The organism is Brachybacterium endophyticum (genome assembly GCF_003130585.1).
Taxonomy (GTDB): Bacteria; Actinomycetota; Actinomycetes; order Actinomycetales; family Dermabacteraceae; genus Brachybacterium; species Brachybacterium endophyticum.
On sequence record NZ_QFKX01000003.1, the window covers coordinates 36269 to 61528 of the forward strand.

Annotated in this window: 22 protein-coding genes, 1 tRNA gene and 1 riboswitch; of the genes, 13 read left to right on the top strand and 10 right to left on the bottom strand. The window is 70.6% G+C overall.

Annotated elements, in window-relative coordinates:
• Positions 1-31: 31 nt before the first annotated feature.
• Positions 32-2071 carry a murein biosynthesis integral membrane protein MurJ gene (gene murJ / locus DEO23_RS09030; RefSeq protein WP_240613325.1) on the bottom strand — a complete coding sequence of 680 codons (2040 nt, stop codon included), beginning with the start codon at positions 2069-2071 and terminating at the stop codon, positions 32-34.
• Positions 2068-4437, bottom strand: a complete 2370-nt coding sequence (locus DEO23_RS16090) for a DUF6049 family protein (protein ID WP_165831789.1) — start codon at positions 4435-4437, stop codon at positions 2068-2070. The genes murJ and DEO23_RS16090 overlap by 4 nt, the downstream gene beginning before the upstream one ends.
• A gap of 246 nt (positions 4438-4683) precedes the next feature.
• Between DEO23_RS16090 and DEO23_RS09040 the strand changes: the two genes are divergently transcribed.
• From DEO23_RS09040 to DEO23_RS09080, 9 genes are all read left to right on the top strand, one after another.
• Positions 4684-6108: a CCA tRNA nucleotidyltransferase gene (locus DEO23_RS09040; RefSeq protein ID WP_109275966.1), complete on the top strand. Its 1425-nt coding sequence runs from the start codon at positions 4684-4686 to the stop codon at positions 6106-6108.
• Between the two features lie 266 nt (positions 6109-6374).
• Entirely contained in the window at positions 6375-9194 is a 2820-nt protein-coding gene (locus DEO23_RS09045; protein ID WP_109275710.1) for a transglycosylase domain-containing protein, read from the top strand.
• Positions 9195-9396: 202 nt separating this feature from the next.
• The gene (gene rpsF, locus DEO23_RS09050) at positions 9397-9687 is read left to right on the top strand and encodes a 30S ribosomal protein S6 (RefSeq protein WP_109275711.1); all 291 of its coding nucleotides are present in this window, start codon (positions 9397-9399) and stop codon (positions 9685-9687) included.
• Positions 9688-9785: 98 nt separating this feature from the next.
• Positions 9786-10361: a single-stranded DNA-binding protein gene (locus DEO23_RS09055; protein WP_109275712.1), complete on the top strand. Its 576-nt coding sequence runs from the start codon at positions 9786-9788 to the stop codon at positions 10359-10361.
• 166 nt (positions 10362-10527) lie between these two features.
• The gene (gene rpsR / locus DEO23_RS09060) at positions 10528-10764 is read left to right on the top strand and encodes a 30S ribosomal protein S18 (RefSeq protein WP_109275713.1); all 237 of its coding nucleotides are present in this window, start codon (positions 10528-10530) and stop codon (positions 10762-10764) included.
• Positions 10765-10781: 17 nt separating this feature from the next.
• The gene (gene rplI, locus DEO23_RS09065; RefSeq protein WP_109275714.1) at positions 10782-11249 is read left to right on the top strand and encodes a 50S ribosomal protein L9; all 468 of its coding nucleotides are present in this window, start codon (positions 10782-10784) and stop codon (positions 11247-11249) included.
• A 153-nt stretch (positions 11250-11402) separates the two neighbouring features.
• The gene (locus tag DEO23_RS09070; protein WP_240613326.1) at positions 11403-12896 is read left to right on the top strand and encodes an amino acid permease; all 1494 of its coding nucleotides are present in this window, start codon (positions 11403-11405) and stop codon (positions 12894-12896) included.
• 202 nt (positions 12897-13098) lie between these two features.
• Positions 13099-13182: transfer RNA gene (locus tag DEO23_RS09075), tRNA-Leu, on the top strand.
• 241 nt (positions 13183-13423) lie between these two features.
• Positions 13424-14935 carry a mechanosensitive ion channel gene (locus DEO23_RS09080; protein ID WP_133249858.1) on the top strand — a complete coding sequence of 504 codons (1512 nt, stop codon included), beginning with the start codon at positions 13424-13426 and terminating at the stop codon, positions 14933-14935.
• Positions 14936-15045: 110 nt separating this feature from the next.
• On the opposite strand, the gene DEO23_RS09085 is transcribed toward DEO23_RS09080, so the two are convergent.
• From DEO23_RS09085 to DEO23_RS09110, 6 genes are all read right to left on the bottom strand, one after another.
• Complete coding sequence (locus tag DEO23_RS09085; protein ID WP_109275716.1) at positions 15046-15369, bottom strand: YrhK family protein; 324 nt, start codon at positions 15367-15369, stop codon at positions 15046-15048.
• 202 nt (positions 15370-15571) lie between these two features.
• Positions 15572-15919: a hypothetical protein gene (locus DEO23_RS09090; protein WP_109275717.1), complete on the bottom strand. Its 348-nt coding sequence runs from the start codon at positions 15917-15919 to the stop codon at positions 15572-15574.
• 30 nt (positions 15920-15949) lie between these two features.
• Complete coding sequence (locus DEO23_RS09095) at positions 15950-16444, bottom strand: hypothetical protein (protein ID WP_109275718.1); 495 nt, start codon at positions 16442-16444, stop codon at positions 15950-15952.
• A 24-nt stretch (positions 16445-16468) separates the two neighbouring features.
• Positions 16469-18478 carry an MDR family MFS transporter gene (locus tag DEO23_RS09100; RefSeq protein WP_205678920.1) on the bottom strand — a complete coding sequence of 670 codons (2010 nt, stop codon included), beginning with the start codon at positions 18476-18478 and terminating at the stop codon, positions 16469-16471.
• Positions 18475-19209 carry a TetR/AcrR family transcriptional regulator gene (locus DEO23_RS09105; RefSeq protein WP_109275719.1) on the bottom strand — a complete coding sequence of 245 codons (735 nt, stop codon included), beginning with the start codon at positions 19207-19209 and terminating at the stop codon, positions 18475-18477. The genes DEO23_RS09100 and DEO23_RS09105 overlap by 4 nt, the downstream gene beginning before the upstream one ends.
• A 190-nt stretch (positions 19210-19399) precedes the next feature.
• Entirely contained in the window at positions 19400-20683 is a 1284-nt protein-coding gene (locus tag DEO23_RS09110; RefSeq protein WP_109275720.1) for an FAD-dependent oxidoreductase, read from the bottom strand.
• 38 nt (positions 20684-20721) lie between these two features.
• On the opposite strand from DEO23_RS09110, the gene DEO23_RS09115 reads away from it, so the two are divergent.
• Together DEO23_RS09115 and DEO23_RS09120 are read left to right on the top strand one after the other, a co-directional pair.
• Positions 20722-21327, top strand: a complete 606-nt coding sequence (locus DEO23_RS09115; protein WP_109275721.1) for a TetR/AcrR family transcriptional regulator — start codon at positions 20722-20724, stop codon at positions 21325-21327.
• Positions 21328-21354: 27 nt separating this feature from the next.
• Positions 21355-22134, top strand: coding sequence for an alpha/beta hydrolase (locus tag DEO23_RS09120; RefSeq protein ID WP_240613327.1), 780 nt, complete (start codon positions 21355-21357; stop codon positions 22132-22134).
• A 44-nt stretch (positions 22135-22178) separates the two neighbouring features.
• Here DEO23_RS09120 and DEO23_RS09125 read toward each other — a convergent pair whose 3' ends face one another.
• Positions 22179-23471, bottom strand: a complete 1293-nt coding sequence (locus DEO23_RS09125) for an MFS transporter (RefSeq protein WP_240613328.1) — start codon at positions 23469-23471, stop codon at positions 22179-22181.
• Positions 23472-23558: 87 nt separating this feature from the next.
• Between DEO23_RS09125 and DEO23_RS09130 the strand changes: the two genes are divergently transcribed.
• Complete coding sequence (locus DEO23_RS09130) at positions 23559-24473, top strand: LysR substrate-binding domain-containing protein (protein WP_165831790.1); 915 nt, start codon at positions 23559-23561, stop codon at positions 24471-24473.
• 40 nt (positions 24474-24513) lie between these two features.
• On the opposite strand, the gene DEO23_RS09135 is transcribed toward DEO23_RS09130, so the two are convergent.
• Positions 24514-24828: a DMT family transporter gene (locus DEO23_RS09135; RefSeq protein WP_109275723.1), complete on the bottom strand. Its 315-nt coding sequence runs from the start codon at positions 24826-24828 to the stop codon at positions 24514-24516.
• Between the two features lie 10 nt (positions 24829-24838).
• Positions 24839-24905, bottom strand: a riboswitch (guanidine-III (ykkC-III) riboswitch).
• A 118-nt stretch (positions 24906-25023) separates the two neighbouring features.
• Between DEO23_RS09135 and DEO23_RS09140 the strand changes: the two genes are divergently transcribed.
• A complete protein-coding gene (locus tag DEO23_RS09140; RefSeq protein WP_109275724.1) occupies positions 25024-25251 on the top strand; it encodes a hypothetical protein in 228 nt (75 codons plus the stop codon).
• Positions 25252-25260: the final 9 nt, after the last annotated feature.

A 25260-nucleotide genomic window follows, 5' to 3' on the forward strand; every position in this document is an offset into this window, starting at 1 on the left:
CTGTGTCCGTCCTTCGCTACGTCCGGCAAGGTCACATGCTACGGGGGCGGGACCCGCCGCGTGCGCCTCCCGGCAGGCGTGTGCGCACCGTGGCGACCAGGGAGCGCACCTCGTCCACCCGCAGCGCCCAGGCCACCGCCGCGAACACCGCCGTGATCACGATCCCGACCACCATGCCGAGCACCACCGTGAGGATGCGGTTGGTCCACATCGCCTGCCCCAGAAGAGTCACCAGGCCGAGACCGACCAGGTACGCGACGGCCGCCGAGAGCAGCAGACGCCCCATCACCATCGCCGTGTGCGCCGGACCGTGCATGTGCGCGCCCAGCTCCTGTGCGCGCCGGCGCAGCATCCACTGACCGTACGTCCACCCGGCGACGTTGCCGAGCGAGACCACGAACGCCGCCGTCGCCGCCTGCCACTGGGGAGCGACGAACAGCAGCACCGGGACGATCCCGAGCAGCGGCAGCGCCGTCGTCGGGATCTGCATGAAGAAGGGGGCGCGCGCGTCCTCGTAGGCGTAGAAGGCGCGCTTGGTCAGGTAGTTCGCGGAGAACGGGACGAGCCCCAGCATGTATCCGACCAGCACCCAGGCGCTGCGCTCGGCGCTGCCCTGGCTCGCACCGCCGTCGATCACCCACATGACGGGTCCCGCGAGCGCGACGAACACGGCCGTGCACAGCATCATCGGCACCGCCAGCACCCGGTTGGTCTCCTGGTAGCGGTGCAGCGCGCGGTCGTGGTCGCCCTCCGAGGCGCTCCGCGAGATCGACGGGAAAGCTGCCGTGACCAGCGTGACCGCGAGGATCCCCTGGGGGATCATGAACACCATGTACGCCCAGTCCATGGTTCCCAGCCCGGGGTACAGCCCGGCCTGCGGCGTGTGGGCGGCCTTCTCGGCCTCGTGGATCGCGCCGCCCGCGCTCCAGCGCCCGGCCCACAGGGCGAGCTGACCCAGCGCCAGCATCGCGAGGCTCCACATGCCGATGCGACCCAGATTGCCCAGGCCCAGACCACGGAAACCCCAGCGCGGGCGGAGCCGCAGCCCGAGCTTGCGCACGTAGACCCACAGGAAGACGACCTGTGCGGCCGAACCGCCCACGTTCATCGCCGCCAGGGCGATGATCATCGGCAGCGTCCACGTGGTCGGATCGCCCTCCTTGCCCCAGACCATCAGGAAGAGTCCCGCGCCGACGATCGCGACCGCGTTGTTCAGCACGGGTGCCCACTGGTAGGGCCCGAAGGAGTCGTGCGCGTTCAGCAGCTGCCCGAGCATCAGGTACAACGCCGAGAACAGGATCTGCGGCATCATCCAGTACGCCAGCTGCGAGGCCAGCGCGTAGGTCTCCGGCGGGAGCGACCCGTTGGTGAGCACCATCAGCAGGGGCACGAGTGCCATGGCGACCGCGGTCAGACCCACCGTCAGCATCGTGACCAAGGTGAACAGTCTCGAGGTGAAGTCGCTGCCGCGATCCGGGAGCCTGGCCGCACGCACGATGGCCGGCACCAGGATGGCGTTCAGGGTGCCGCCGCCGATCATCAGCCAGATCGTGTTGGGCAGGACGTTCGCCGAGCTGAACGCGCTTCCGACGGAGCTGCTGATACCCGCGAACATGACGCCGAACAGGTAGTTCCGCACGAACCCGAGAGCCCGCGAGACCAGCGACCCCGACGCCATGACGGCGGTGGCACGCATGAGAGCCGCGCGGGCACCGCTCGGCGGCGCCGAGCGCGGCGGAGAATCCTGGTCCGAGCCCGAGCCCGAGCCCGAGCCCGAGCCCGAGCCCGAGCCCGAGTCCGAGCCCGAGCCCGTGGCGTCCGTGCCGGCCACCGCGTCGGGCTCGGCCGCCGTCGGTGCGGCTCGGGAACCGGCGTGGTCCTCGGGCGCGGTGTCGACCGGGGCGCGCCGGTCCGCCGCGGCGAGGGACTCGCTGTTGGACGCGGCTGCGTCGGTCGGACCCGAGTCGCGCCCGGACCTCGTGGTCGCACCCAGGTGCGCGGGTGTGCGCTTCAGCGGCGGGCCCGGTCGCAGGTGTCGCGGCCGGTGCTGCGTTCGTCGCTGTGACGTCATGCCTTCTCCTCGTCGGTCGCGTCGGCGACCGCGCTCTCCCCCGTGTCGTCCAGTTCGTCGGCGCGTCGGCGTGATCCCGTGCGCCGGGCTCGCAGCACCCCCACCACCACGAGCCCGCCCAGCGCGCCCACCAGCACCAGGGTGGTCCAGTTCTCCCACGCCGGGTTCACGTTCAGCGGGACCGACACGGGGTCGTCCAGTCGTGTGCCGTCCTCCGAGCGCACGGTGGAGGTGAGCGTCACCGTGCCGTTCGCGATCGCGTCGATCGGAACGGTGACCTCCTTCTTCTGGCGCGCGGGGACGCTGACGGTGGTCGGTTCCCCCACCCGCACGATCGGACGGTCCGTGCTCACGGCGACCTGGACGGTGATCGGGCTGTCCAGCTCGTTGGTGACCGTGATGGGCACGCCCGCGGAATCCGAGACCAGGTTGTAGCCGGAGGCCGGGTCCACGTGGATGGCGCCCCGCAGGGAGGCGACCTGCTTCTCGGCGTCGGCCGCGCGGGCCTTCGCCACCTCCCCGCGACCGGCCAGGGTCTGCGAGGCCGTGGTCAGGATCAGGGTGCGGGTCGCGCTGAACGGAGCGTCCTCCTCGGCGACCGTGGTCACGGTGCTCAGGTCCTTCAGGGACTTCTGGAGGGAGCGGAGGATCTTGGGGTCGACCTCCTCGCGGGTACGTGCTCTGGGGAGCTGCGCCCAGGTGCCGTCCTCTTCCGGGCCCGAGGGATGCACGTCCCCGGGACCGAGATCGCCGAGCGCGTACAGCTTCTTGCCGCTGGCACCGGTGTCGGTGACCATGCTGTCCTTCTTCGCGGCGTCCAGCAGGTCCCCGACCGGGGCGTGCTGCAGCCACGGGGCGTCGTCGAGCGCGTCGAGCGTCGAGGTCACGGCGTCGACGTCGGTGTCGCCGGTGATCTCGGGCGCGATCAGCACCTGGCGCGGGGCGCTGGACTGCTCCGAGGCGAGCACCGCCGTCTCGGCGATCACGCGCTGGCGCTGCGCGCCCGGGTCCTCGTCCTGGCGCAGTCCGGAGATCTCGTCCGAGAGGGTCGGGTCCGGAGCGAGCACCGGCACCGTGCGACCGTCGTTGCTGAAGGTCCCCACCGACGACGGCGTCACGGTGCCCATGGGGTCGGCGCGCAGGGAGGAGGAGGGGACGACCAGCGTGTCGGCTCCGGCGTCGACGGCGTCCGCGAGAGCGTCGCCGTCGGCCTCGCGTCCGTCGATCACCGTGGCCTGGCCGAGCGGGTTGATCCCCGAGTCCTTCCAGGTCGAGCTCGCGCGGTCCTCGAGGGCCGACTGCAGGCGCTCGGTGCCGGCCGCCTTCAGGGCCGCGGTGTCGGCCTGACCGTAGGGCGTGCCGATGACGTCGTGATCGGCGGCCGAGTCCTTCAGCGAGTCCGCGAGGCCCTTCGCGGCCTCGGGCTGCGCGTAGGAGGCGGGAGCGGCGGGGTCCCCGTCCTCGGACCCTCCGTCCGAAGTGGCAGCGGCCTTGTCGGAGAGCTGCGGCGGATCCAGCAGCGCGGGATCGAGCAGCCAGTCGGCGTCCTTGCGGGAAGCGAGGTCGGCCAGTGCGCTCTCCCGGCCCGAGAGCGTCGAGGGCTGCGAGGCGTCAGGATCCGCGACCGCGGCCCCGGGGTCCTGGGAGGTGAGCGGGAGCAGGAGCGAGGTCCGCACGCTCGCGTCAGCGCCCTCGGGTCGCCAGACGGTGAAGGTCCGCAGCGAGGTCAGCGGGCCGTCGTCCGAGGTCGCCGTCACCGACACCCGGCGGGCGCCCCACAGGTAGGAGGCGGCGGACAATCCCAGCTCGTCCGTGTCGACGGAGAGGGTGACGTCGGCGGAATCGCCGGGGGCGATCGTCGAGGGGCCCGAGACGGTCTCCGCCGGCACGCCATAGGTGTCCGGTCCCTGCTGCTGCTCCCAGGTGCTCAGGGCGCCGCGCGAGGTGATCCGGTCGGTGCGCACCCGCAGCTCGAGGGCGGGATCCTCCAGCGGGGTCGACCCGTTGTTCGTGATCCGCACCTTCATCGTCATCGTCTCACCGGGGTGCAGCGAGGTCGCTCCGCCGTCCAGCAGCTCGAGCTCGGTGTCACCGGAGCCCGATGGCGAGGCGGGATCGGGGTCGGCAGGATCGGGCGCGGCCGGGGCGGACTGTGCCGATGACGAGGAACTGGCCTGACCCCGGGATGCTGCGGACGTCGTCGACCCCTGAGCGGACGCCGACCCGACGGGCAGTGCGACAAGCGGAGCGAGCGCGAGCAGGAGCACCAGCGCCGCGCGGATCGCCACCGACGTCGGCGTCGGCCGAGGGTCGTGGAACCCGCCGGCGGGCGCGTTCGGGCGCACTGGCGGGCTCGGCTCGGACATGAGGACACCCTATGCGGCCGATACGGTTGGAGCCTGGCAGGTGAACGGGCCTGCCGCGAGATCTCCACAGGGGATTCATCCCATCCGCACGGGCAGCGCGTCCGGGCGGGAGGGACCATGCTCCGACCTCCGCGTACCGACAGGACCTCCGTGACCGACCCGCAGTCGAACCAGCCCTCCCCGCAGGACGTTCGTTCCCAGGACCTCCAGCAGCGGCTGAGCGCCGCGCGCACCCGCGCGACCTCGATGTTCCGTGCCCTCCCCAGCGAGGTGCACGATCTCGGCGCGCTCTTCGAAGAGGCAGGTCAGGAGCTCGCGATGGTGGGCGGTCCCGTGCGTGATGCGGTGCTCGGACGCTCCAGCGCGGACCTGGACTTCACCACCTCCGCGTTGCCCGACCAGACCGAGGAGATCCTGCGTCGCTGGACCCACGGGCGCGCGATCTGGGACATGGGACGCGAGTTCGGGACCCTGGGCGCGACCCGCGACGGCGTGAAAGTGGAGATCACCACATACCGCACGGAGTCCTACGACCCCGCCAGCCGCAAACCCGAGGTGGCCTTCGGCGACACCCTCGACGGGGACCTCTCGCGCCGGGACTTCACCGTCAACGCGATGGCGGTGCGCCTGCCCTCGCTGGAGTTCGTGGACCCCTTCGACGGCCTGCGCGACCTCGCCGCATCCCTGCTGCGCACACCCGTCGCCCCCGAGCAGTCCTTCGACGACGACCCGCTGCGGATGATGCGGGCCGTGCGCTTCGTCTCCCAGCTCGGCTTCACGATCGAACCGGGGACGGCGGAGGCCATCCGCTCGCTCGCCCCGCGGATCGAGATCGTCTCGGCCGAGAGGGTCCGCGACGAGCTGGTGAAGCTCCTGGTCGGCGCCCACCCTCGGCGAGGGCTCGAGCTCCTCGTCGAGCTCGGCCTGGCCGAGCACGTGCTGCCCGAGCTGCCCGCCCTGCGCCTCGAGCGCGACGAGCACCACCACCACAAGGACGTCTACGAGCACACGCTGACGGTCCTCGACCAGGCGATCGACCTCGAGAGCCCGGCCGGATCGGGAGGGCCCTGCGAGGCCCCCGATCCGGTGCTGCGCCTGGCCGCGATCATGCACGACGTCGGCAAGCCCGCGACCCGGCGCTTCGAGCCGGGAGGCCAGGTCACCTTCCGCTTCCACGAGACCGTCGGCGCCCGGATGACCACCAAGCGGATGAAGACGCTCGCCTTCGACAAGGAGACCACCAAGGCCGTCTCCCGACTGGTCGAGCTGCATCTGCGCTTCCACGGCTACGCCGACTCCGGGTGGACCGACTCGGCCGTGCGCCGCTACGTGACCGACGCAGGCCCGCTGCTGCAGCACCTGCACCGGCTCACCCGGGCCGACGTCACCACCCGCAACCGTCGCAAGGCCAACGCCCTCGCGCGGGCGTACGACGACCTCGAGAAGCGGATCGACGAGCTCGCCGAGCGGGAGGAGATCGAGAGAATCCGCCCCGACCTCGACGGCAACCAGATCATGAGGATCCTCGACCTCGCCCCCGGGCGGGAGGTCGGCCAGGCGTACTCCTATCTGCTCGAGCAGCGCATGGAGGACGGGCCGCTGGGCGAGGAGGAGGCCGAGCGCCGCCTGCGCGAGTGGTGGGCCTCGCGCACGCCGTCGGCAGAGGCCTGAGACCTCTCGGGTGGCCGAGGGATGCGCCGTACCGCGCCCACGAACGGCTCGGACGGGGCAGAATCGGCGTGTGGCTCTCGCCACCCTGGTGCCCGCTGATCGCTCGGGTCGCGTAAAGAGCGTGTGATGGTCGCCGCCGGGGCGTTCCCTTTCGCGCGAGCGTGCGGATACTGGAGGACTGCGACGCCGTGCGTTCTCGGCGCCCCGCCCTCGGATGTCTGACCGGACCTCCGGGATGCCCTGGAGTCGAGCCGTCAGGAGCAGCTGTGAGCGATTCTCGTGGACCCTCGCGTCCCTCGTCCGGATCCGGACAGAGCGACGCCGGCAAGCGCCGTCAGGGCGCCTCCGGATCCGACTCCTCCACGCGGAAGGCATTCCCCGGGAGCACGGGGAGCGGTTCCCGGAGCGGCAGCGGCCAGGGCCGCAGCGCCCAGGGACGCGGCGCCGGTTCAGGTGCAGGCGCCGGCGGTACCTCCGAGAAGCACTCCAGCCGTACCGGTCGCAGCAGCGGCAACGGCGGGCGGAGCTCCGCGGCCGCCGCAGGGAGCGGCAGGACCGCCGGAACCGCACGCTCGAGCGCGGATGGGAAGACCGCCGGGTCCTCCAAGGGCACCAGCCGGACCGCCCGTCGCGCCGGCGCGGCCGGTGCCGCCGGTGCCGGAGCAGGGGCCGCGAACAGGCCCGCGAAGTCCGCGAGCTCCGCAGGTGCGGGCCGCCGCGGCACCCGGGCCACGAAGAAGCCGGCTCGTCGCAACGGCTTCGCCGCCGCCCTGAACTACCCGCGCGCCGGGAAGAAGGGCGCCATGCGCTGGTTCCCCTCCTTCCGCCTGCTCGGCGGGACCCTCGGCCTGCTGATCCTGCTGGGGCTGGGAGGCGGGATCTGGCTCTACAACAGCATCGCCGTCCCCCAGGCCGACGATGTCGCCGTCGCCCAGACCTCTCGCGTCTACTTCTCCGACGGCAAGACCGAGATGGGGCAGTTCTCCGAGGTCAACCGCACGATCATCCCCAACGACGAGATGCCGCAGACCGTGAAGGACGCGGTGGTCGCGAGCGAGGACTCGAGCTTCTACGAGAACCGCGGCGTGTCCCCGAAGGGCATCGCGCGCGCCCTCTGGAACAACCTCAGCGGCGGTTCGCGCCAGGGTGCCTCCACGATCACCCAGCAATACGTGGAGCGGTACTACACGGGCACCACGACCTCCTACGCCGGCAAGGTGAAGGAGATGATCATGGCGCTCAAGGCCGATCAGGAGCTCAGCAAGGACGAGATCCTCTCCCGCTACCTCAACACCATCTACTTCGGGCGTGACGCCTACGGCATCCAGGCGGCATCGCAGGCCTACTTCGGCAAGGACGCGAAGGACCTCGACGAGTCCGAGGCCGCGCTGCTGGTCGCCGTGATCCCCGCGCCCTCGACCTACGACCCCGCCAACGACGAGCAGGCCTCGGCCAAGAAGTGGGACCGGGTGATCACCCGTGAGGTCACCCAGACCGGGGCCCTCACCGAGGCGCAGGCCGACAAGCTCAAGTTCCCGGAGACCCAGAAGAAGAAGAAGCAGAACTACCTCAAGGGCACCAACGGGTACCTGCTGATGATGGTCCACAGCGAGCTCGAGCGCGAGGGCTACTCCGAGCAGGAGATCAACACCAAGGGCTTCAAGATCGTCTCGACGATCGACAAGAAGGACCAAGAGGCCACGGTCGACACGATAAAGGGCCTGAAGGACGAGGGCCGTCCCAAGAAGAACCGGACGGGCACCATGTCGATCGAGCCCGGCAGCGGAGCGATCACCGCGATGTACGGCGGCCCCGACTTCGTCGAGCAGTCGATCAACGACGCCACCCAGTCCCGCATGCAGGCAGGCTCGATCTTCAAGACCTTCGCACTGGTCGCCGGCCTCCAGAACGGGTACGGACTGAACTCGACCTGGGACGGCGACTCGCCGCGCAGCTTCGGCGGCTGGAAGGTCAACAACTTCGGCCACACCTCCTACGGGCCGGTGACCCTCAAGGAGGCGACCACCGACTCGGTCAACACCGCCTACGCCGGCATGAACGTGGCCATGGGCGCGGACAAGACCCAGGAGGAGGCCATCAAGCTCGGCCTGCCCAAGGACACCCCGGGTCTGGACGGCGACGTCACCAACGTGCTGGGCACCGCGTCCCCGACCGTGCGCGAGATGGCCGAGGCCTACGCGACGATCGCGGACAACGGCGTCTACCACAAGTCCTACATCGTGAAGTCCGTGCAGAACTCCGACGGCTCCGACGAGTACGAGCACGAGGACTCCTCGAAGCGGGTGCTCGACAAGAAGGTCGCGATCAACGCGACCGTCGCCCTGCAGGGGCCGCCCTCGACGGGATCCGCCAAGAGCGTCAAGGAGGCCATGAACGGGCGTCCGGTCGCCGGCAAGACCGGTACCTCGGAGAACTTCAAGTCGGCCTGGTTCGTGGGCTTCACCCCGCAGATGGTGACCGCGGTGGGCATGTTCCAGCCCAGCGCCGACAACACCTCCGAGGAGGCCCTCACGCCCTTCGGTGGCGTCACCAGCATGACCGGTGGATCCTGGCCCGCGACGATCTGGGGGCGCATCATGTCCCAGTCGCTCGAGGGCGAGCCGATCCAGCAGTTCCAGGACCCGGTGATCCTGGACAACCAGAAGTCCCAGGCCGGCAACGCGACCACGCCGCCGCCCACGACCAAGGCGCCCTCCACCACCACGAAGGCGCCCACGACGGAGGCTCCGAGCACCACCTCGAAGGCGCCGACCACGACGACGTCGAAGTCGGAGAAGCCCAGCAAGTCGCCGAGCGAGGAGCCCAGCGACGACGAGTCCGACGACGACAAGTCCTCGTCCAAGACGACGGAGAAGCCCTCCTCCAAGCCGCCGGAGGAGGACGAGGACGAGGACAAGCCGAGCTCGAAGCCCCCGAAGACGACCTCGGACAAGCCCACGTCGAAGCCCACCAAGGACAAGCCGAGCTCGAAGCCCAAGCCGACCAAGGACGGGGACAAGGAAGCGGGCGGCGCGACCTCCGGGACGACGGACACCACGGGCGGCGCCTCCGACGGCGACGCCTGAGCCGGGCGGCGGCCCGGTCGCCGCGATCGCGCCACGCACGCTGTGATCCCCCGCGCAGCAGCGGAGGACCGCTGGCGGGTGTCCCGTCCCACGGGTAGTCTTGGCTGGTCCGTGCCGCGATCCGAGCGGCACGGCCAGCATGGAACCCTCCTGCCACGGAAGTCCCGTGGCCGCTGAGACCACAGGAGGTGGGTACTCGAACATGCGCAAGTACGAGATGGTCGTCATCCTCGACCCGTCGATCGACGAGCGGACCGTCGGCACCACTTTTGAGAAGCTCGTGCAGGTCATCCCTGCCGAAGGCGGCACGATCGACGAGGTCGACGTCTGGGGCAAGCGGAAGTTCGCCTACGAGATCCAGAAGAAGACCGAGGGCGTGTACGTCGTCCTGTCCTTCACCGCGAAGTCGGAGACCGCCAAGGAGCTCGACCGCCAGCTCGGACTCAACGAGTCCGTCCTGCGCACGAAGCTCATGCGCCTCGACGCGAAGTGATCCGCGAGAGCTGATCCGCGCCGCGACCACAGGTCCGGCCGCCATCGGCTCGCACGCACCGCCCCCGCACGACCGCACACGGAGACCAGGAGCAGAACATGGCCAATGACACCGTCATCACAGTGGTCGGGAACCTGACGGCCGATCCCGAGCTGCGCTTCACGCAGTCCGGCGTCGCCGTGGCCTCCTTCACCATCGCCTCCACCCCCCGCACGTTCAACCGCCAGTCGAACCAGTGGGAGGACGGCGAGGCCCTGTTCCTGCGCTGCTCGCTGTGGCGCGACGCGGCGGAGAACGCCGCGGAGTCCCTCGAGAAGGGCACCCGCGTGGTCGCGCAGGGTCGCCTCAAGCAGCGCTCCTTCACCGACCGTGAGGGCAACAACCGCACCTCGATCGAGCTGGACGTCGACGAGATCGGCCCGTCCCTGCGCTACGCCACCGCGAAGGCCAACAAGGTCCAGCGCGGCGGCGGCGGAGGGTTCAACGGCGGCGGTCAGCGCGGCGGCCAGGGTGGCCAGGGCGGCGGCTTCGGCGGCCCCCAGGGCAACCAGGGCGGTGGCTTCTCCGGCGGCGGCCAGGGCGGTCAGGGCTTCGGCGGGAACCAGGGCGGCGGCGCCGACCAGGACCCGTGGGCCGGCGGCAACCAGGGCGGGTACGACGACCCGCCGTTCTGATCCAGGGCTCGTTCGGCACCCGGTCTGAGACCGGAGCCGCGCAGCACGAGGATCGGACGGGCGGACCGCGTCCCCGACCACCGCGGAGCACATCAGCTCCGTACGCACATCATTCATCCATCCCGGGGAGACCCGGGCTCCGCATCAAGGAACAAGGAGCACCACGATGGCCAAGCCTGTTCTTCGCAAGCCGAAGAAGAAGCAGAACCCGCTGAAGACCGCGGGCGTCGAGACGATCGACTACAAGGACGCAGCGCTTCTGCGCAAGTTCATCTCCGACCGCGGCAAGATCCGCGCGCGTCGGGTCACCGGCGTGTCCGTCCAGGAGCAGCGCAAGATCGCGAAGGCCGTGAAGAACGCCCGCGAGATCGCCCTGCTGCCCTACTCGACCGCCGGCCGCTGAGCGAGGGAGGCAAGCACATGACCACCAAGCTCATCCTCACCAACGAGGTGACCGGTCTCGGCACCGCCGGCGATGTCGTCGAGGTCAAGGACGGTTACGCGCGCAACTACCTGCTGCCGCGCAGCCTCGCCACCCCGTGGACCGACGGCGGACAGCGTCAGCTCGACCAGATGCGCGCCGCACGCAGCAAGCGTGCGGTCGCCAGCCTGGACGAGGCGCAGTCGCTGAAGTCGATCCTGGAGTCCAAGCCCGTCGTCGTCTCCGAGCGCGCCGGTGCCAACGGTCGACTCTTCGGCGCCGTGACCTCCAAGGAGGTCGCCGAGGCCGTGAAGTCCACCTTCGATCGGGACATCGACCGTCGCTCGGTCGAGTTCGTCACCCCGATCAAGTCGCTGGGCGAGTACAAGGCGACCGTGCGTCTGCACGAGGACGTCTTCGCCAACCTGGTCGTCCAGGCCGTCGCCGCCAAGGGCGCGTCGAACTGACACCACCGGGTCGCGGCACCGCTCGCGACGACACCACGACGCCCCGTCCCCGATCGCTCGGGGGCGGGGCGTCGTCGTGCGACGGCACCGGTGTGGGCGAATCGCGGCGAACGCTGCGCGACGGGGACCGCGCGCACGACTACGCTCTCGGGGGTGAACACCTCCTCCACCCCCGAGGGGACGCCTCCCCGCGATCCTGGTGAGGGCGCGACCCTCGACACCGCAGGGACGGCCCCCCAGCTCGCCCGCTCGCTCGGCCACGGCCAGATCGCGATGATCGCGATGGGATCAGCCCTGGGCACCGGTCTCTTCCTCGGCTCCGGCGAGGCCATCGGCTACGCCGGCCCCGCGGTGATCATCGCCTTCGCCCTGGGCGCTCTGATCGCGGTGACGATCGCCCTGGCGATGGGCGAGATGGCCTCCCGTCACCCCGTGCGCGGCGGCTTCGGCACCCTGGCCGCGCACTACCTGACCCCCTATTGGGGGTACCTGAGCCGCTGGCTGTACTGGGTGGTGACGGTCGCCGTGACCGCGACGGAGCTCGTGGCCTGCGCTCTCTACCTCGCCTACTGGTTCCCCGCGATCCCGGTGTGGGTCGGGATCCTGCTGTTCGCCGCCGTCATCCTGGCGATCAACCTCTCCACCGTGGGGTCTTTCGGCGCGATCGAGTTCGTGCTCTCGGGCATCAAGGTGATCGCCGTGGTCGTCTTCATGCTCGTCGGGCTGTTCCTGGTGTTCCTGGGCACGGGCGAGAACCCCGCACCGGGCTTCTCGCGGATGGTGGCCGACGGCGGCTTCGCCCCCAACGGCTGGGCCGCGGTATGGATCGCGCTCAGCGTGGTCATGTTCAGCTTCGGCGGCATCGAGCTGCTCTCGATCACCGCGGCCGAGGCCAAGGACCCTGCCCGCTCCATTCGCACCGCCGCCCGCACGACGATCGTGCGACTGGCCCTGTTCTACGTGGTCAGCATCGGGATCGTGGTGGCGCTGGTGCCCTGGCGCAGCGCGTCGGCGACCGGCGAGGCGGTCGAGAAGTCCCCGTTCGTCACGGTCTTCGACTCGATCGGCGTTCCTGCCGCCGCCAGCATCACCAATCTGCTGGTGCTGATCGCAGCCCTCAGCGCCGCCAACGCGAACCTCTACGCGGGCAGCCGCATCATGCACTCGCTGGCGGAGGACCGTCTGGCCCCGAAGATCTTCGCCCGCGTCACCAAGCGGAAGGTGCCCGCTCTCGCCATCGGCGTGAGCTCCGTGGGCATCCTCGCCGCGGCCGTCCTCCAGATGAGCGGCGTGGCCGCCTTCGGCTACCTGATGAGCGTCGTGGTCTTCGCCGTGCTGCTGGTGTGGATGCTGATCCTCGTCACCTACGTGGTCTTCCGTCGCCGCGGCATCGAGGGGGCCACCTTCCGGATGCCGGGCGGGACCGCCTCCGCGACGATCGGGATCATCGGCCTTCTCGCGGTGTTCGCGACCGTGTTCGTGCGCGCCGAGATGACGCTCGCAGCCGTCGTCGGACTGATCGCCGCCGCCATCGCGACGCTGCTGTACTTCACCGTCGTGCGTCGCCGCCTGGACCCGGCCGACATCGAGGCCGCCTTCGCGGAGGCAGAGCTGGTCAGGGAGCAGCAGAAGGGCGGCGGGGCCTGACCGTCGTTCCGCCGTACGCCGACTCCACGTGCCCGCGGGGACGCGCGTCGAGGCTCCGGACGGCGGCCCTGGTCGCACCCCGTTCCCTGCCGTAGTGGCGTTGCGCACCTCACGCCGGACCGGGTTTGGGCGACCGCCGTTCTGCGAGTAGTCTGAGGACACTTCGGTCTCAGTGAGCTGCGACTCCTGGTGCCGAGGTCGCGCGCGAGTGGCGGAATTGGTAGACGCGCACGGTTCAGGTCCGTGTGCTCGAAAGGGCGTGGGGGTTCGAGTCCCCCCTCGCGCACGCGAGACGAGAAGGCCCCCGGGAGAGATCCCGGGGGCCTTCTTGCGTGGTCCTTTCGTGCCGCCTCCACGAGCGACCTTCGTGCCGACCTGCAGCTTGAGCCGCTGGCGGTCTGTCACTGCACCGGGCCGACTGTTAGCGTGCTCACACGTCTGCATTCCCCGGCAGCGGAGTCCTCCTCGTCCGAGAGCGGTTCGACATCCCGGATGCTCGGCGGCTCCCGTGACCCACGGAGGTACCCGTGAACTCACTGTCCAGTGTCGATTGGGCGGGACTGGGATTGAAGATCCTGGCCGCCATCGTCGTCCTCGTCATCACCGCCATCCTCGCCACCGTCCTCAAGAGCGCGGCCTCGAAGCTCGCCCAGAAGGTCCCCGCCCTGCGGCGGATCGGTCAGGACGGCGCCTCGCTCGGCAACGCCGTCGGCACCATCCTCTCGATGGTGATCTGGCTGCTGGGCCTGGTGATCGTGCTGGGGATCTTCCAGCTCAACCAGGTGCTCTCACCGGTGACCTCGATGCTCGAGCAGGGCCTCGGGTTCCTGCCGAACATCATCGGCGCCGTCTTCGTGTTCGTGATCGGCCTGGTGATCGCCAAGATCGTCCGGGCGCTGATCACCACCGCGCTGAACGCCGTGGACTTCGGGAAGCTCCTGGGCACCGCCCAGTCCGGCATCCAGAAGGCGACCGGCGGTGTGATGGGCGACCAGCAGCGCGCCGGAGCCGGCGCCGCACCCGCCCGGCAGACCGGCCCGACGCAGACCGCGCCGGTGCACCCCGGCTCGGCCCAGGGTTCGCAGACCGCGCCCCAGCAGACGGCACCCCAGCAGGCCGGACCTCAGCAGACGGCACCCGAACAGGCCGGATCTCAGCAGGCCGGACCTCAGCACACCGCTCCGCAGCAGCGTCCGACGCAGCCGCACCCTCAGCAGACCCAGGGCCACCCCCAGCAGGGTGTCGGCCATCCGGGACAGGGCGGGGGAGCGAACATCCCCGAGATCCTCGCCTCGGTGGTCTTCGCGCTGATCATGATCGTGGTCTCGATCGCCGCGCTGCAGATCCTCGGGATCGCCTCGATCTCCGACCCGGCCGCACAGATGCTCACCACCGTCTTCACGGCGATCCCGAACATCATCGCGGCGGTCGCCCTGGTCGGTATCGGCGTGCTGATCGCCCGGTTCGTGACCGGCCTGTTCCGCCCGATCCTCGAGAGCACCGGCATCGACCCCTGGCTGCAGAAGAACGACGTCATCCCCGGTGATTCCTCGGCGACCCCGACCATCCTCCGCATCGTCGAGATCGCCGTGGTGCTGTTCTTCGCCGTGATGGCGGCGCAGGTGCTCGGCTTCCCGCAGATCACCGCGATCCTCAGCCAGATCCTGGATCTGGGTGGGAGCGTCCTGTTCGGAGCGGTCATCATCGCGGCCGGGTTCTTCATCGCCTCCGTGGTCTCCAAGCTGGTCTCCGGCACCGCCTCGACCATCATCAAGTGGGCGATCATCATCCTGTTCGCCGCGATGGGCCTGAAGTCCATGGGCGTGGCCGACTCGATCATCGAGATGGCCTTCGGCGCCCTGGTCATCGGCCTCGCCGCGGCCGCCGTGCTGGCCTTCGGCCTGGGCGGCCGGGATGCGGCCGCCCGCACCCTCGACAAGCTCGAGCACAACAAGGGCACGTCGGGCAGCGCCGCCGAAAGGGGCGGCACCGCTGCGAGCGGCGGCACCGCACCCTCGAGCGGACCCGCCGGGTCCTGAGGGCTTCTGCTCCACGAGGTGAGAGGACGGGGTGTTCCGCTGCGGCGGGGCGCCCCGTCCTTCTGTGTCGCCACGGACTGACCGTCGAGCGAGGTCGGGCGACCGTCCCCTCAGAAGTCCATGGCGTGCGGTGCCGCACGACCGGCGACGTTCTGCAGATGGATGCGCCGGGCCAGTCGGATCGCCGGGCGGACCGTCATCTGGATGCTGCCGATCAGGAACAGCACGGTGCCGGCCGTCATCGTCGAGGCGAAGAAGAAGAAAATGGAGCCGACGATGAACCAGATCCCGATCAGCACGTCGTTGGCGATGCTCGCGGTCTCGTAGCGCTTGCTCAGGACGAGCTCGTGATGACCGAGACGCAGGTCCAGGGAGCGGTCCTGGCGCTGTGGGCCGGAACGAGGCGTCGGGGTGTTCTGGGCGCTGGTCTGCATGGTGCTGCGAGCCCCTTCTCGGATCGCCGGGCGCAGGTCGAGGCGACCGCGCCGGTGCGGCGACGCTAGCAGAGGGCCGACCGACCACTTCCGTCCCTCCCAGCGCCGACCAGGCGCTCGCATCCGGGTCCGGACACGGAACTGCCCCGTGCTCCACGCGGATCGCGCGGGGCACGGGGCAGTTCGCTCTGGTGCTGCGGTCTCAGGCCTGCGTCGAGGCGGCGCGCTCGCGGGCGCGACGCGCGATCGCCGTCAGACCCCCGGCCAGCACGGTGACCAGCGCGCCGAGCGACAGCACCGCGAGCACGAGGCCCACGAAGAAGTCGTTCGTCGTGCCGGCGCTCCACTCGGCGCCGCGCTTCTGGGTGTCCACCAGGAACGGCGCGAGCATCATCCACAGGCCGCTCAGGGTGAGCAGCCCCAGGATGCCCATGCCGACCTTGTCGAGCACGTTGAGCGGCTCCGGGGTGCGGACCGAGGCGACGGCGGACTGCGCGGTCTGCGCCGCCGTGGCGCCCTGATCGGGGGCGGTGTGCGAGATCTGGGTCATCGGAGGTTCTCCTTCAGGATGCGAATGCGATCAGCGGTCGGCGGCGACGGCTGCCTGGGCGCCGGTGTCGGTGCCCACGGCGCTGCGTCCGTACTCGCGGTGGTGGGTGGTCTCCGGAGCGCGGCCGGCGGACGCGGCCGGGGCGGAGTCCTCGCGCTCGATGTCACGGGCGAGGGCCGCGATCAGCGGCTCGAGCATCGCGTCCATCTCGCGGGAGCGGTCGGAGGCGGCGGGAGCGGCAGCGGCCTGCGGGGCCTGCTGCGCCTCGGTGGCATGAGCGGGCGCCGGGCGCGGCGCGATGAAGCCGGACTGGACCATGTGCTTGCTGATCGCAGCGGCGAACACGATCACACCCACGAGGCCCACGAGGGCGATGGGGAGACCGGTCCAGACGTCGGCCAGGGTGGCGTCGGTCCAGTCGGCGTCCTTCTTCTGGAAGCCCAGGGCGAAGGGCGAGAGCACGAGCCAGAGCCCGGCCATCATGGCGAGGAGCGAGGCGATCGCTCCGATCAGTCGACGAGTCATCAGGTTCTTCCTTTCCGATGCTGCTCAGGACTGGGCAGCGAGCTGAGGGGTCATGAGGTGGGCCGTCGTGTCGGAGGAGGCGGTGCCGTCGGCATCGCTCCCGTCGGCGTCGGAGCCCGGGGCGGCTGGCGCCCGATGGCGGCCGTGGCGGTGCGCTCCCGCATCCGCTCCGGCGCCGCCGAGCAGCGCGAGGGCGGCGGGCGCCACCAGGGTGCGCACGGTGTGCTCGGCACGATCGGCCGTGCTGCCGTGACGGTCCCCGGCCAGACGGGCCAGTGCCGCCGTGAGCTCCGAGTCCTCCTCGGAGGTGCGGGCACGCTGGACGATCAGCGAGAGCACGAGGCCCAGTCGTAGGTCCTCCTCGCGGGAGCTGCGCGCGGCCACGGGGGACCCGAGGAGCCCGGCGGTCGCACCGGTCGCCGTGCCGGCCGCCGAGGCGTCCTGACCCGCGGTGCCCTCGGTCTGGCCGGAGGCGCCGATGCTGGTCGCCAGCGGGACCTGGTTGACGAAGAGGACGATCACGAAGGCGATGCCCAGCAGCGGGACGAGCCAGAGGAAGATCGGGGTGAGGGCGTCGGTGTAGGCGCCCACGACGATGTCTTGGATCTTCTGGGGCAGCTTGTCCACCAGCTCCGGGGTCAGCGAGTTGGTGTCCCCGCTGCCGCCCATCTGGCCGGCGGCCTGGGCGGGCATCCGCTCGCTCAGCAGGTCCGTCAGCCGGCTGGTGAACACCGAGCCGACGATCGCCGAGCCCAGGGAGGCGCCGATCTGGCGGAAGAAGTTGTTCGAGGCGGTCGCGGTCCCGACCTCGGAGGACGGGAACGTGTTCTGCACGATCAGGACCAGGTTCTGCATCCCGATGCCCAGGCCCGCGCCGAGCACGAACATGAAGGCCATGATCACCCAGGTCGCGGTGTCGACCTCCATGGTGGACAGCAGGAACACGCCGAGCGCGGTCACCACCATCGAGAGGATCGGCGCCCACTTGTACTGGCCGGTGCGCGAGACGATCTGCCCCGAGAGGATCGAGGTGATCAGCAGGCCGCCGACCATCGGCAGCAGCATCAGTCCGGACTCGGTCGCGTTCACGCCGGTGGACATCTGCAGGTAGGTGGGCATGTAGCCGATGACGCCGAACATCGCGATCGCGATCACGAGCGCGGCGATCGTGGTGAGCACGAAGTTGCGCTTGCGGAACAGGTGGAGCGGGATGATCGGCTCGGCGGCGTAGCGCTCGGCGAGCACGAACAGGGCGCCGAACACGGCGGTCGAGACGAACAGCAGGATGACCTGCCAGGAGTCCCACGCGTAGGTGTTGCCGCCCCACGAGGTCGCCAGGATCAGGGAGCTGACGGCGGGGGCCATGGTGAGGATGCCGAAGATGTCCACGCGGGCACGCTGGTGCTTCTTGGGCAGCTTCAGGAAGAACGTCGCGGCGAGGATCGCGAGGATCCCCAGCGGGATGTTCAGCCAGAAGCCCCAGCGCCAGCTCAGCGACTCGGTGAACCAGCCGCCCAGCAGCGGGCCGATCACGGAGGACAGTCCGAACACGGCGCCCATGACGCCCATGTACTTGCCGCGCTCGCGCGCGGGGACGACGTCGGCGATGGTGGCCTGCGCCAGCAGCATCAGGCCACCGCCGCCGATGCCCTGGATGGCACGGCCGGCGATCAGCACGCCCATGTTGCCCGCGAGGGCACCGACCAGCGAGCCGGCCACGAACACGGACAGGGCGAACAGCAGCAGGGGCTTGCGACCGACCAGGTCGCCGAGTTTGCCGTAGATCGGCATCATGATCGTCGAGGCCAGCAGGTACGCCGTGGTCACCCACAGCATCTGGTCGACACCGTCGAGGTCGCCCACGATGGTGGGCAGGGCGGTGGAGAAGATGGTCTGGTCCAGCGCCGCGAGGAACATCGCGACGAGGAGGCCCGCGAACAGCGGGAGGAGTCGGGTGCCGGACGCACCGGAGCCCTGCGCGGCGGTGGTGCCCTCGCGAGGCGCCGCCGACGGAGCGGTCTGAGTGGCGGTCATAGCTCTGCTTCCTGGATGAGTGTGAGGGTGTCGAGGAGGGCCTCCATGAGGTCCGTGTCCTCGATGTCGGGGTTCTCGACGGTGATCTGCATGGCGTGACGGGCGATGCCCCACCACATGGCGACGATGAATCCGGTCTGGCGGCGGATGAGCGCCTCGACCTCGGGCTCGGCGGTTTCGGGTTCCTGCTCGTCGCCGTCCGGAGCGCGATCGCCCGGGGCTGCACCGGGAGGGGTGCCCGAGGCCGCGTAGCGTCTGCGGATGCGCCGGGCGACGAGCTGCTCGAGATCGTGGTTCTTCGCCGCGACCTTCTCGGCGAGCGCCTTGGCGAGATCCATGTCGCCGCGGATCAGCTCGAGACGCGAGCGCCAGATCCGGGGATCCACGTCGCGCGGCCTGGTCGCCATGGCTCCCAGCAGCATCCGCACGAGGTCCGCGAGGATGCTCCCGCGCGGACCATGGACGAAGGCCTCCTGCAGGTGCTCGGGGATCGGGCCCGGGTCGGTCCCGATGACCACGGCCTCCTTGGACCCGAAGTAGTTGAAGAAGGTGCGGCGAGAGACGTCCGCGTGCTCGCAGATCATCTCCACGGTCACGTCCGCGAAGCCCTGCTCGAGCATCAGCTCGAACGCGGACTCCTGGATGCGGGCGCGCAGCTCCTCGCGCTTGCGCTCGCGCAGCCCCGGCTTCTTCGGGGCCGTGGCGCCGTCCTTCAGCTGTGGCTGGGACATCGCACCTCACTTCCGACGGTCTGCGGCCGACGGGATCCTCCGTGTTCCTGCGAGACGCGGCAGGTCACGGACCCGTCGGCGGGTGATGTCCTCCAGAGTATGCACCGAGTGCACGTTTGCATAGGGTGCACGTTGTCTGCTGCGTCACCCGGCCGGTCGGCAACCTGCCCTCCACCCGCATCCGCGCAGGTCAAGGCTTGCGACCGACGATCCTCGTCGCGTGCTCGGGACGCACACCCACGCCGATGAACCGGCCCACGACATGCCGCATGAACGGCAGCGCGCTCACCACGCGCAGCGCGAGGGGCTCTCCGGTGGCCACCTCGTCGAGCGTGCGGGGGAAGGCGCCCGCGACCACGCCCGCCTGGATCCGCTGGGTGACGAGCGCCGGCCACAGCCGGCGGCGTCGCACGGCGTCCAGCTCGCGCGAGCTGGGCGTGCGCGGAGCCCGCCAGGTCGACGGCGAGGGCGCGAGCACCGGCCCCAGGATCCGCGCCGTCGCGACGGCGTCCTGGATCGCCAGGTTGATGCCGACCCCGCCCGCCGGCGACATGGCGTGCGCGGCGTCCCCGATGCACAGCAGCCCCGGCACGTGCCAACGTCGCAGGTGATCCACGCGCACTTCGAGCGGGTGGACGTCGTCCCAGGCGAGTGCGCGCACTCGCTCCTCGAGCTCGGGGCGGGCGAGGGCCAGTCGGCGGTGCAGGAACCCGATGCCGCGCTCGCGGATCGCGTGGATGGTGCCGTGGGGGACGACGAACGCGGCCTGCCAGTACTCGCCGCGATCGATGAGGACGAGCACGCCGGCGCCGCCGGTGAACAGAGGCAGGTCCTCGTCGGGCTGCTTCGCGATCCGCATCCACAGCACGTCGATGGGGGCGCCCGTGGTGCGCAGCGGCAGTCCCGTCGCCGCGCGGAGCAGCGAGGAGCGGCCGTCGGCCCCGATCACCAGGCGCGAGGTGATCCGGAGGTCGCCCCGGGGCGTGCGGGCCCGGACGCCGGTGACGCGGTGCCCGGCCTGGCCCGGTCCCACGAGCTCCGTGATCAGGCCCGTCACCTCGGCCTCGCGCAGCAGGGTGAAGGTGGGCAGGGCCTCGGCCTCGCGGGCCAGGAAGTCCAGGAAGTCCCATTGGGGGACGAAGACCATGAAGCGGCAGCGGGTGGGCAGGCGCGAGAGGTCGGCGATCGTGCGGCGTCGGCCGCCGAAGGAGACCTCCGCGCGGCGCATCTCGTCATGGGGCAGGGCGAGGAACTCCTCGAGAAGGCCGAGCTCCCCGAGCAGCTCGAGGGTCGAGGGGTGGATGGTGTCCCCGCGGAAGTCACGATGGAAATCCGGGTGCTTCTCGAGCACCGTCACCTCGACGCCCTGTCGGGCCAGCAGGTATCCGGTCATCAGGCCCGCGGGGCCACCGCCCACCACGCACACCCCCGTGCGCAGGGAGGCGGGGGCTGTGGGAGGTGTCGAGGTGCTCATGGCGACATGCTGATGCCCGGGCGAGGCATGATGCCAGCATGGTGAATTCTGGACGGGGTCGCCCGCGGGGTCCGTCGGACACGCGGGAGCGGATCGTTCTCGCAGCCAGACGACAGTTCCTGGACCACGGCTATGATCGCGCGACGGTGCGCTCGATCGCCCGTGAGGCCGGCGTCGACCACGCGATGGTGAATTACTGGTTCGGCTCGAAGGAGGGTCTTCTGCGAGCCGCGCTCGAGGTGAGCGTCGCGCCGGGAGAGGACATCGAGCGGGTCCTCGCACGGCGACCCAGGGATCTCGCCACGGCCCTGCTGGGAACGGCGCTCGACCTCTGGGACCGGCCCGAGGTCGCCGAGACCTTCCAGCGGATGGTCCGCTCCGCACTGGCCGACGCCGACGCCGAGCGGGTCGTGCGGGAGTACATCGGCTCGCGTCTGGCCGGGCGACTCGAGGAGGCGATCGGGGGACGGGACGCCCGCGCGCGCAGCGCAGCCGCCGCGGCCATCATGGCCGGGGTGTTCACGACGCGGTGCGTGCTGGGCATCGAACCGATCGCGAGCATGGACCGGGACGAGGTGGTGCGCGCGATGGCCCCGCCCCTGCGGGCGGTGCTGGAGCATCCGGGAACCGGTGTACGCGGCTGAGCAGGTGCCCCGCGTACCGTCGGCCCCGTGACCCGGGGAGCAGACACGGTGCTGCGCCCGGAGGGCAGCCCCTGGCTGCGCGGACGAGCAGAGGACCAGATCGAGGAGAGCACGATGAGCAGACCGAACCCCTACGGGTTCCCGCCTGTCGACCGCATCGGTGGTGACACCGCCCGGATCGACGAGTCGGCGCTGCGGTACGCCCCGCGCGATCCCGCCCCCGGGGACCCGGTGGTGCTGCTCCTGCACGGCCTGGGCAGCCACGAGGAGGACCTGCTCGGTCTGACCCCGGCGCTCCCGGGCGGCGTCGTCTACGCGTCCCTGCGGGGAGTGCTCGCCTGCGGGCCCGGATTCGGCTGGCTCGCCCCGCCGCCGCTGCAGGCCGAGGACCTGGGTCTGCTCGAGGAATCCGCTGCCGCGGTCGAGGACTGGATCGAGCGTCGCCTGCCGGGCCGGGTGATCGGCGCGATCGGCTTCTCCCAGGGGGCGATGCTCGCCCTGCAGCTGCTGCGCCGGAACCCGGAGGCGTTCGAGTGGGTCGTCGCGCTGTCGGGCGCCCCGTTCCCCGCAGAGCTGCCGGGGGACACCGCGCTCGCCGAACGTCGTCTTCCCGCGCTGTGGGGGCACGGCGGGCAGGACCCGCTGTTCGACGATGCGATGATCGCCCAGGTCAGGGAGTGGATGGAGAGTCATGTGGAGCTCCGTGAGGAGCTCTCGCCGGCTCTCGGCCACGGCATCGACGAACAGGTCCTCGCCGCCGCCACGGCATTCGTGCACGAGCGGCTCGAGGAGCGCACCGAGGGGTGACCCGTCGGCCCCGGCGGTGCTGCTCGAGGCCGGGGCGTCGGCCGTCAGTCGCGGGCGGCGAACAGCGCCCACCCTCCGGCCACCGCCGCCAGCACGACCACCATCGCGACCAGACCCGGCCAGCCGAGCGCCACGTACACGAGCCCGCCCAGGTATCCGAAGACGCTCGAGCCGACGTAGTACCAGAGGTTGTACAGGGAGGCGGCCTGCGCACGATCGTGCTCGGCGCGGGCCCCCGACCACCCCGAGGCGATCGAATGGGCGCCGAAGAACCCCATGGTCATCACCACGATGCCGACGATGACCACCGGCAGGTGCGCATCCAGCGTCAGCAGCACGCCGAGGATCATCACCGCGACGGACCCCAGCAGCACGCGCCGCCTGCCCAGCCGCTGGACGATCCCGCCCGCGACCCGCGAGGACACGGTCCCCGAGAGATAGGCCAGGAACAGCAGGCTCGCCAGGGACGACGGCATCAGGTACGGCGGCGCCTCGAGGCGGAAGGCGAGGTAGTTGTAGACGGCGACGAAGCCGCCCATCAGCAGGAAGCCCTGCGCGTAGAGCACGAGCAGTCGCGGGTTGCGAAGGTGCGCGGCGACGGCCTTCAGCACGCGGGTCACGGAGACCGGGCGCGGGGTGAACCCCCTCGGGGCCGGGGTGCACAGGAAGAAGACGGTGGCGGTGACCGTCGCCAGCAGCGCGACGGCGAAGGTGCCGGTCCGCCACCCCGTGAGAGTGGCGACAGGGCCGGAGACCAGCCGGCCCAGCAGACCTCCGATGGTCGTGCCCGCGACATAGGTGCCCGCGGCCACGGCGGCGTGATGGCGCACGATCTCCTCACCCAGGTACACCACGGCGATCGCCGGGATGCCCCCGAGGGCGACCCCTTCCAGCACGCGGATCACCATCAGCACCTCGAAGCTCGGTGACCAGGGCATCAGAAGGCCCAGCGCGGTCGCCGCGATCAACGAGGCGCGCATCGCCGCGACGCGGCCGAAGCGGTCGCCCACGAGCGACCAGGGCAGCACCGAGACGGCGAGGCCGAGGGTCGCGGCGGACACGGCGAGGCTCGCGCGGGAGGGGTCCACGTGCAGGTCGTGGGCGAGGCCGGGAAGGATCCCCTGTGGTGAGTAGAGCTGGGCGAAGGTGGCGATCCCCGCGCACAGCAGCGCGAAGAGGATGCGCCGGTACTCACGACTCCCGCGCTCGTGGCCGTTCCACGGCACGGGCCCGTGTTCGACGGTGCTCACGGTGCTCGCAGGGGCCATGGTGTCCACGGCGTCCGGGGTGGGGGACGGCGCGCTGCGGTCTGCGGTCCGGTAGGCGGTATCGGTCATGGGCGGGCGGCTCCTGGGGTCATCGCTGGGAACGCTAGGAGCCTCCGGGGATGCGCACAAATGTCATGGCGTAAACGGAGGAATAGCATGAGCGCTATGAATGGGACGGACACCCGCACCGTGCTGCGCTCTCTGCCCACCTTCTGCGCCGTGGCCGAGACGGGCCAGGTCAGGCTCGCCGCGGCGGAGCTCGGTGAACAGCAGTCCGTGGTCTCCCGCACGCTGGCCCGCCTGCAGAAGGCCCTGGGCGTGGTGCTGTTCGAGCGGCGAGGCCGGGGCATCGCGCTCACGGAGGCCGGGCGACGCTTCCTGCCCTATGCCCAGGAGAGCATGCGCCAGCTCGACGCCGGCCTCGGGGAGCTCGAGCACCACGGATCGGTCGGGCCCGACACCCTGCGTCTGGCCTTCCAGTCGCTGCTGGGTCAGCGGCTCGTGCCCTCGCTGATCTCGCGCTTCCGCGCCACCTTCCCCGACGTGCGCTTCGAGCTCACGCAGGGCTCGCGGCGACGGGGCCTGCAGCTGCTCGAGGACGGGGCGGTCGACCTCGCTCTGCTGTCCTCCCCGCCGCGCATGCCCCGGACCACCACCATCGAGATCTCCGGAGAGCCGCTCGTGGCCCTGGTGCGCACGGGGCATCCCCTGGTGAGGGAGGAACCGGTGCCGCTCCACCGACTCGCGGACGAGGAGCTGATCCTGCTGACCCCGGAGTTCGACGTGCACCAGCTGGTCACCGACATGTTCGCCTCGGTGGGGCGCACGCCCCGCCTGGGCCTGAGCGCGGAGGACTACTACACCGTGCGCGGACTCGTCGAAGCGGGGCTCGGGGTCAGCGTGATGCCGCCGATGCCGACGATCCGGGACCAGGTGCGGGAGCTGCGCATCGACTCGCCCATGGCCCGTCGGACCATCGGCGCGGTCGTGCACGAGGATGCGAGCCGCCCGGCCCTGGCCGAGTTCGTGCGCATGCTCGAGGCGTCCGGTGCGGAGGGTGCGGCCGGCTGAGCGTTCCCCGCGCCGACGAGTGCGCCCGCTCCAAGGTGCCTCAGCCGCTAACCTTCAGGCCGACCACGCCGCCGATGATCATCGCGAGGAAGACCACCTTCAGCACGGACACGGCCTCGGCGCCCGTGAGCATCGCGTAGACGACGGTGATCGTGGCCCCGATCCCGACCCAGACCGCATAAGCGGTGCCGGTGGGCAGATCACGCATCGCATAGGCGAGCCCGGCCATGCTCAGCAGCAGACCGACGACGAAGACGAGGCTCGGCCCGAGCTTGCTGAACCCCTCGGACCGGCCCAGCGCGGTGGCCCAGACGGCCTCCATCACGCCCGAGACGACCAGGATGATCCACGACATGACAGCCTCCCAAGGGCCGTCTTGTCGCTGTCCGGGTACGGCGCCCCTCGTCCGGGAACCCTGTCCTCGGGTTCGATCTCACCGTCGCACGGGAGGGGCGGGGCGGCAAGGGCAGATGGGTCACCATCGGCGGGCACATGGGATGCTCGGGACGAGGACCCGCCCCACCTCGACACCGGACGACAGGAGTCACCCGTGACCGACACCCCCTCCCACGATCACACGCGACCGCAGGTCATCGACCGGATCGACGAGGCGCTGCACGAGGCGAGCGACCGCTTCCCCTTCGTGGTGGCCGTCGGCGATCAGGACATGCACGTGCTCACTGCCCCCGATGTCACGGGCGACGAGCTCGACACCGCGAGAGCAGCACTCACCCACCTTCTCGAGCACTGGGAGCAGGTCGTCCAGCCGGTCGATTAAAGGCTTCGC

Bases quoted from the DNA above. Each gene is read 5' to 3' on its own strand.
- murJ (WP_240613325.1), bottom strand. From the start codon at position 2,071: ATGACGTCACAGCGACGAACGCAGCACCGGCCGCGACACCTGCGACCG.
- DEO23_RS16090 (WP_165831789.1), bottom strand. From the start codon at position 4,437: ATGTCCGAGCCGAGCCCGCCAGTGCGCCCGAACGCGCCCGCCGGCGGG.
- DEO23_RS09040 (WP_109275966.1), top strand. From the start codon at position 4,684: ATGTTCCGTGCCCTCCCCAGCGAGGTGCACGATCTCGGCGCGCTCTTC.
- rpsF (WP_109275711.1), top strand. From the start codon at position 9,397: ATGCGCAAGTACGAGATGGTCGTCATCCTCGACCCGTCGATCGACGAG.
- DEO23_RS09055 (WP_109275712.1), top strand. From the start codon at position 9,786: ATGGCCAATGACACCGTCATCACAGTGGTCGGGAACCTGACGGCCGAT.
- rpsR (WP_109275713.1), top strand. From the start codon at position 10,528: ATGGCCAAGCCTGTTCTTCGCAAGCCGAAGAAGAAGCAGAACCCGCTG.
- rplI (WP_109275714.1), top strand. From the start codon at position 10,782: ATGACCACCAAGCTCATCCTCACCAACGAGGTGACCGGTCTCGGCACC.
- DEO23_RS09085 (WP_109275716.1), bottom strand. From the start codon at position 15,369: ATGCAGACCAGCGCCCAGAACACCCCGACGCCTCGTTCCGGCCCACAG.
- DEO23_RS09090 (WP_109275717.1), bottom strand. From the start codon at position 15,919: ATGACCCAGATCTCGCACACCGCCCCCGATCAGGGCGCCACGGCGGCG.
- DEO23_RS09095 (WP_109275718.1), bottom strand. From the start codon at position 16,444: ATGACTCGTCGACTGATCGGAGCGATCGCCTCGCTCCTCGCCATGATG.
- DEO23_RS09100 (WP_205678920.1), bottom strand. From the start codon at position 18,478: ATGACCGCCACTCAGACCGCTCCGTCGGCGGCGCCTCGCGAGGGCACC.
- DEO23_RS09105 (WP_109275719.1), bottom strand. From the start codon at position 19,209: ATGTCCCAGCCACAGCTGAAGGACGGCGCCACGGCCCCGAAGAAGCCG.
- DEO23_RS09110 (WP_109275720.1), bottom strand. From the start codon at position 20,683: ATGAGCACCTCGACACCTCCCACAGCCCCCGCCTCCCTGCGCACGGGG.
- DEO23_RS09115 (WP_109275721.1), top strand. From the start codon at position 20,722: ATGGTGAATTCTGGACGGGGTCGCCCGCGGGGTCCGTCGGACACGCGG.
- DEO23_RS09125 (WP_240613328.1), bottom strand. From the start codon at position 23,471: ATGACCGATACCGCCTACCGGACCGCAGACCGCAGCGCGCCGTCCCCC.
- DEO23_RS09130 (WP_165831790.1), top strand. From the start codon at position 23,559: ATGAGCGCTATGAATGGGACGGACACCCGCACCGTGCTGCGCTCTCTG.
- DEO23_RS09135 (WP_109275723.1), bottom strand. From the start codon at position 24,828: ATGTCGTGGATCATCCTGGTCGTCTCGGGCGTGATGGAGGCCGTCTGG.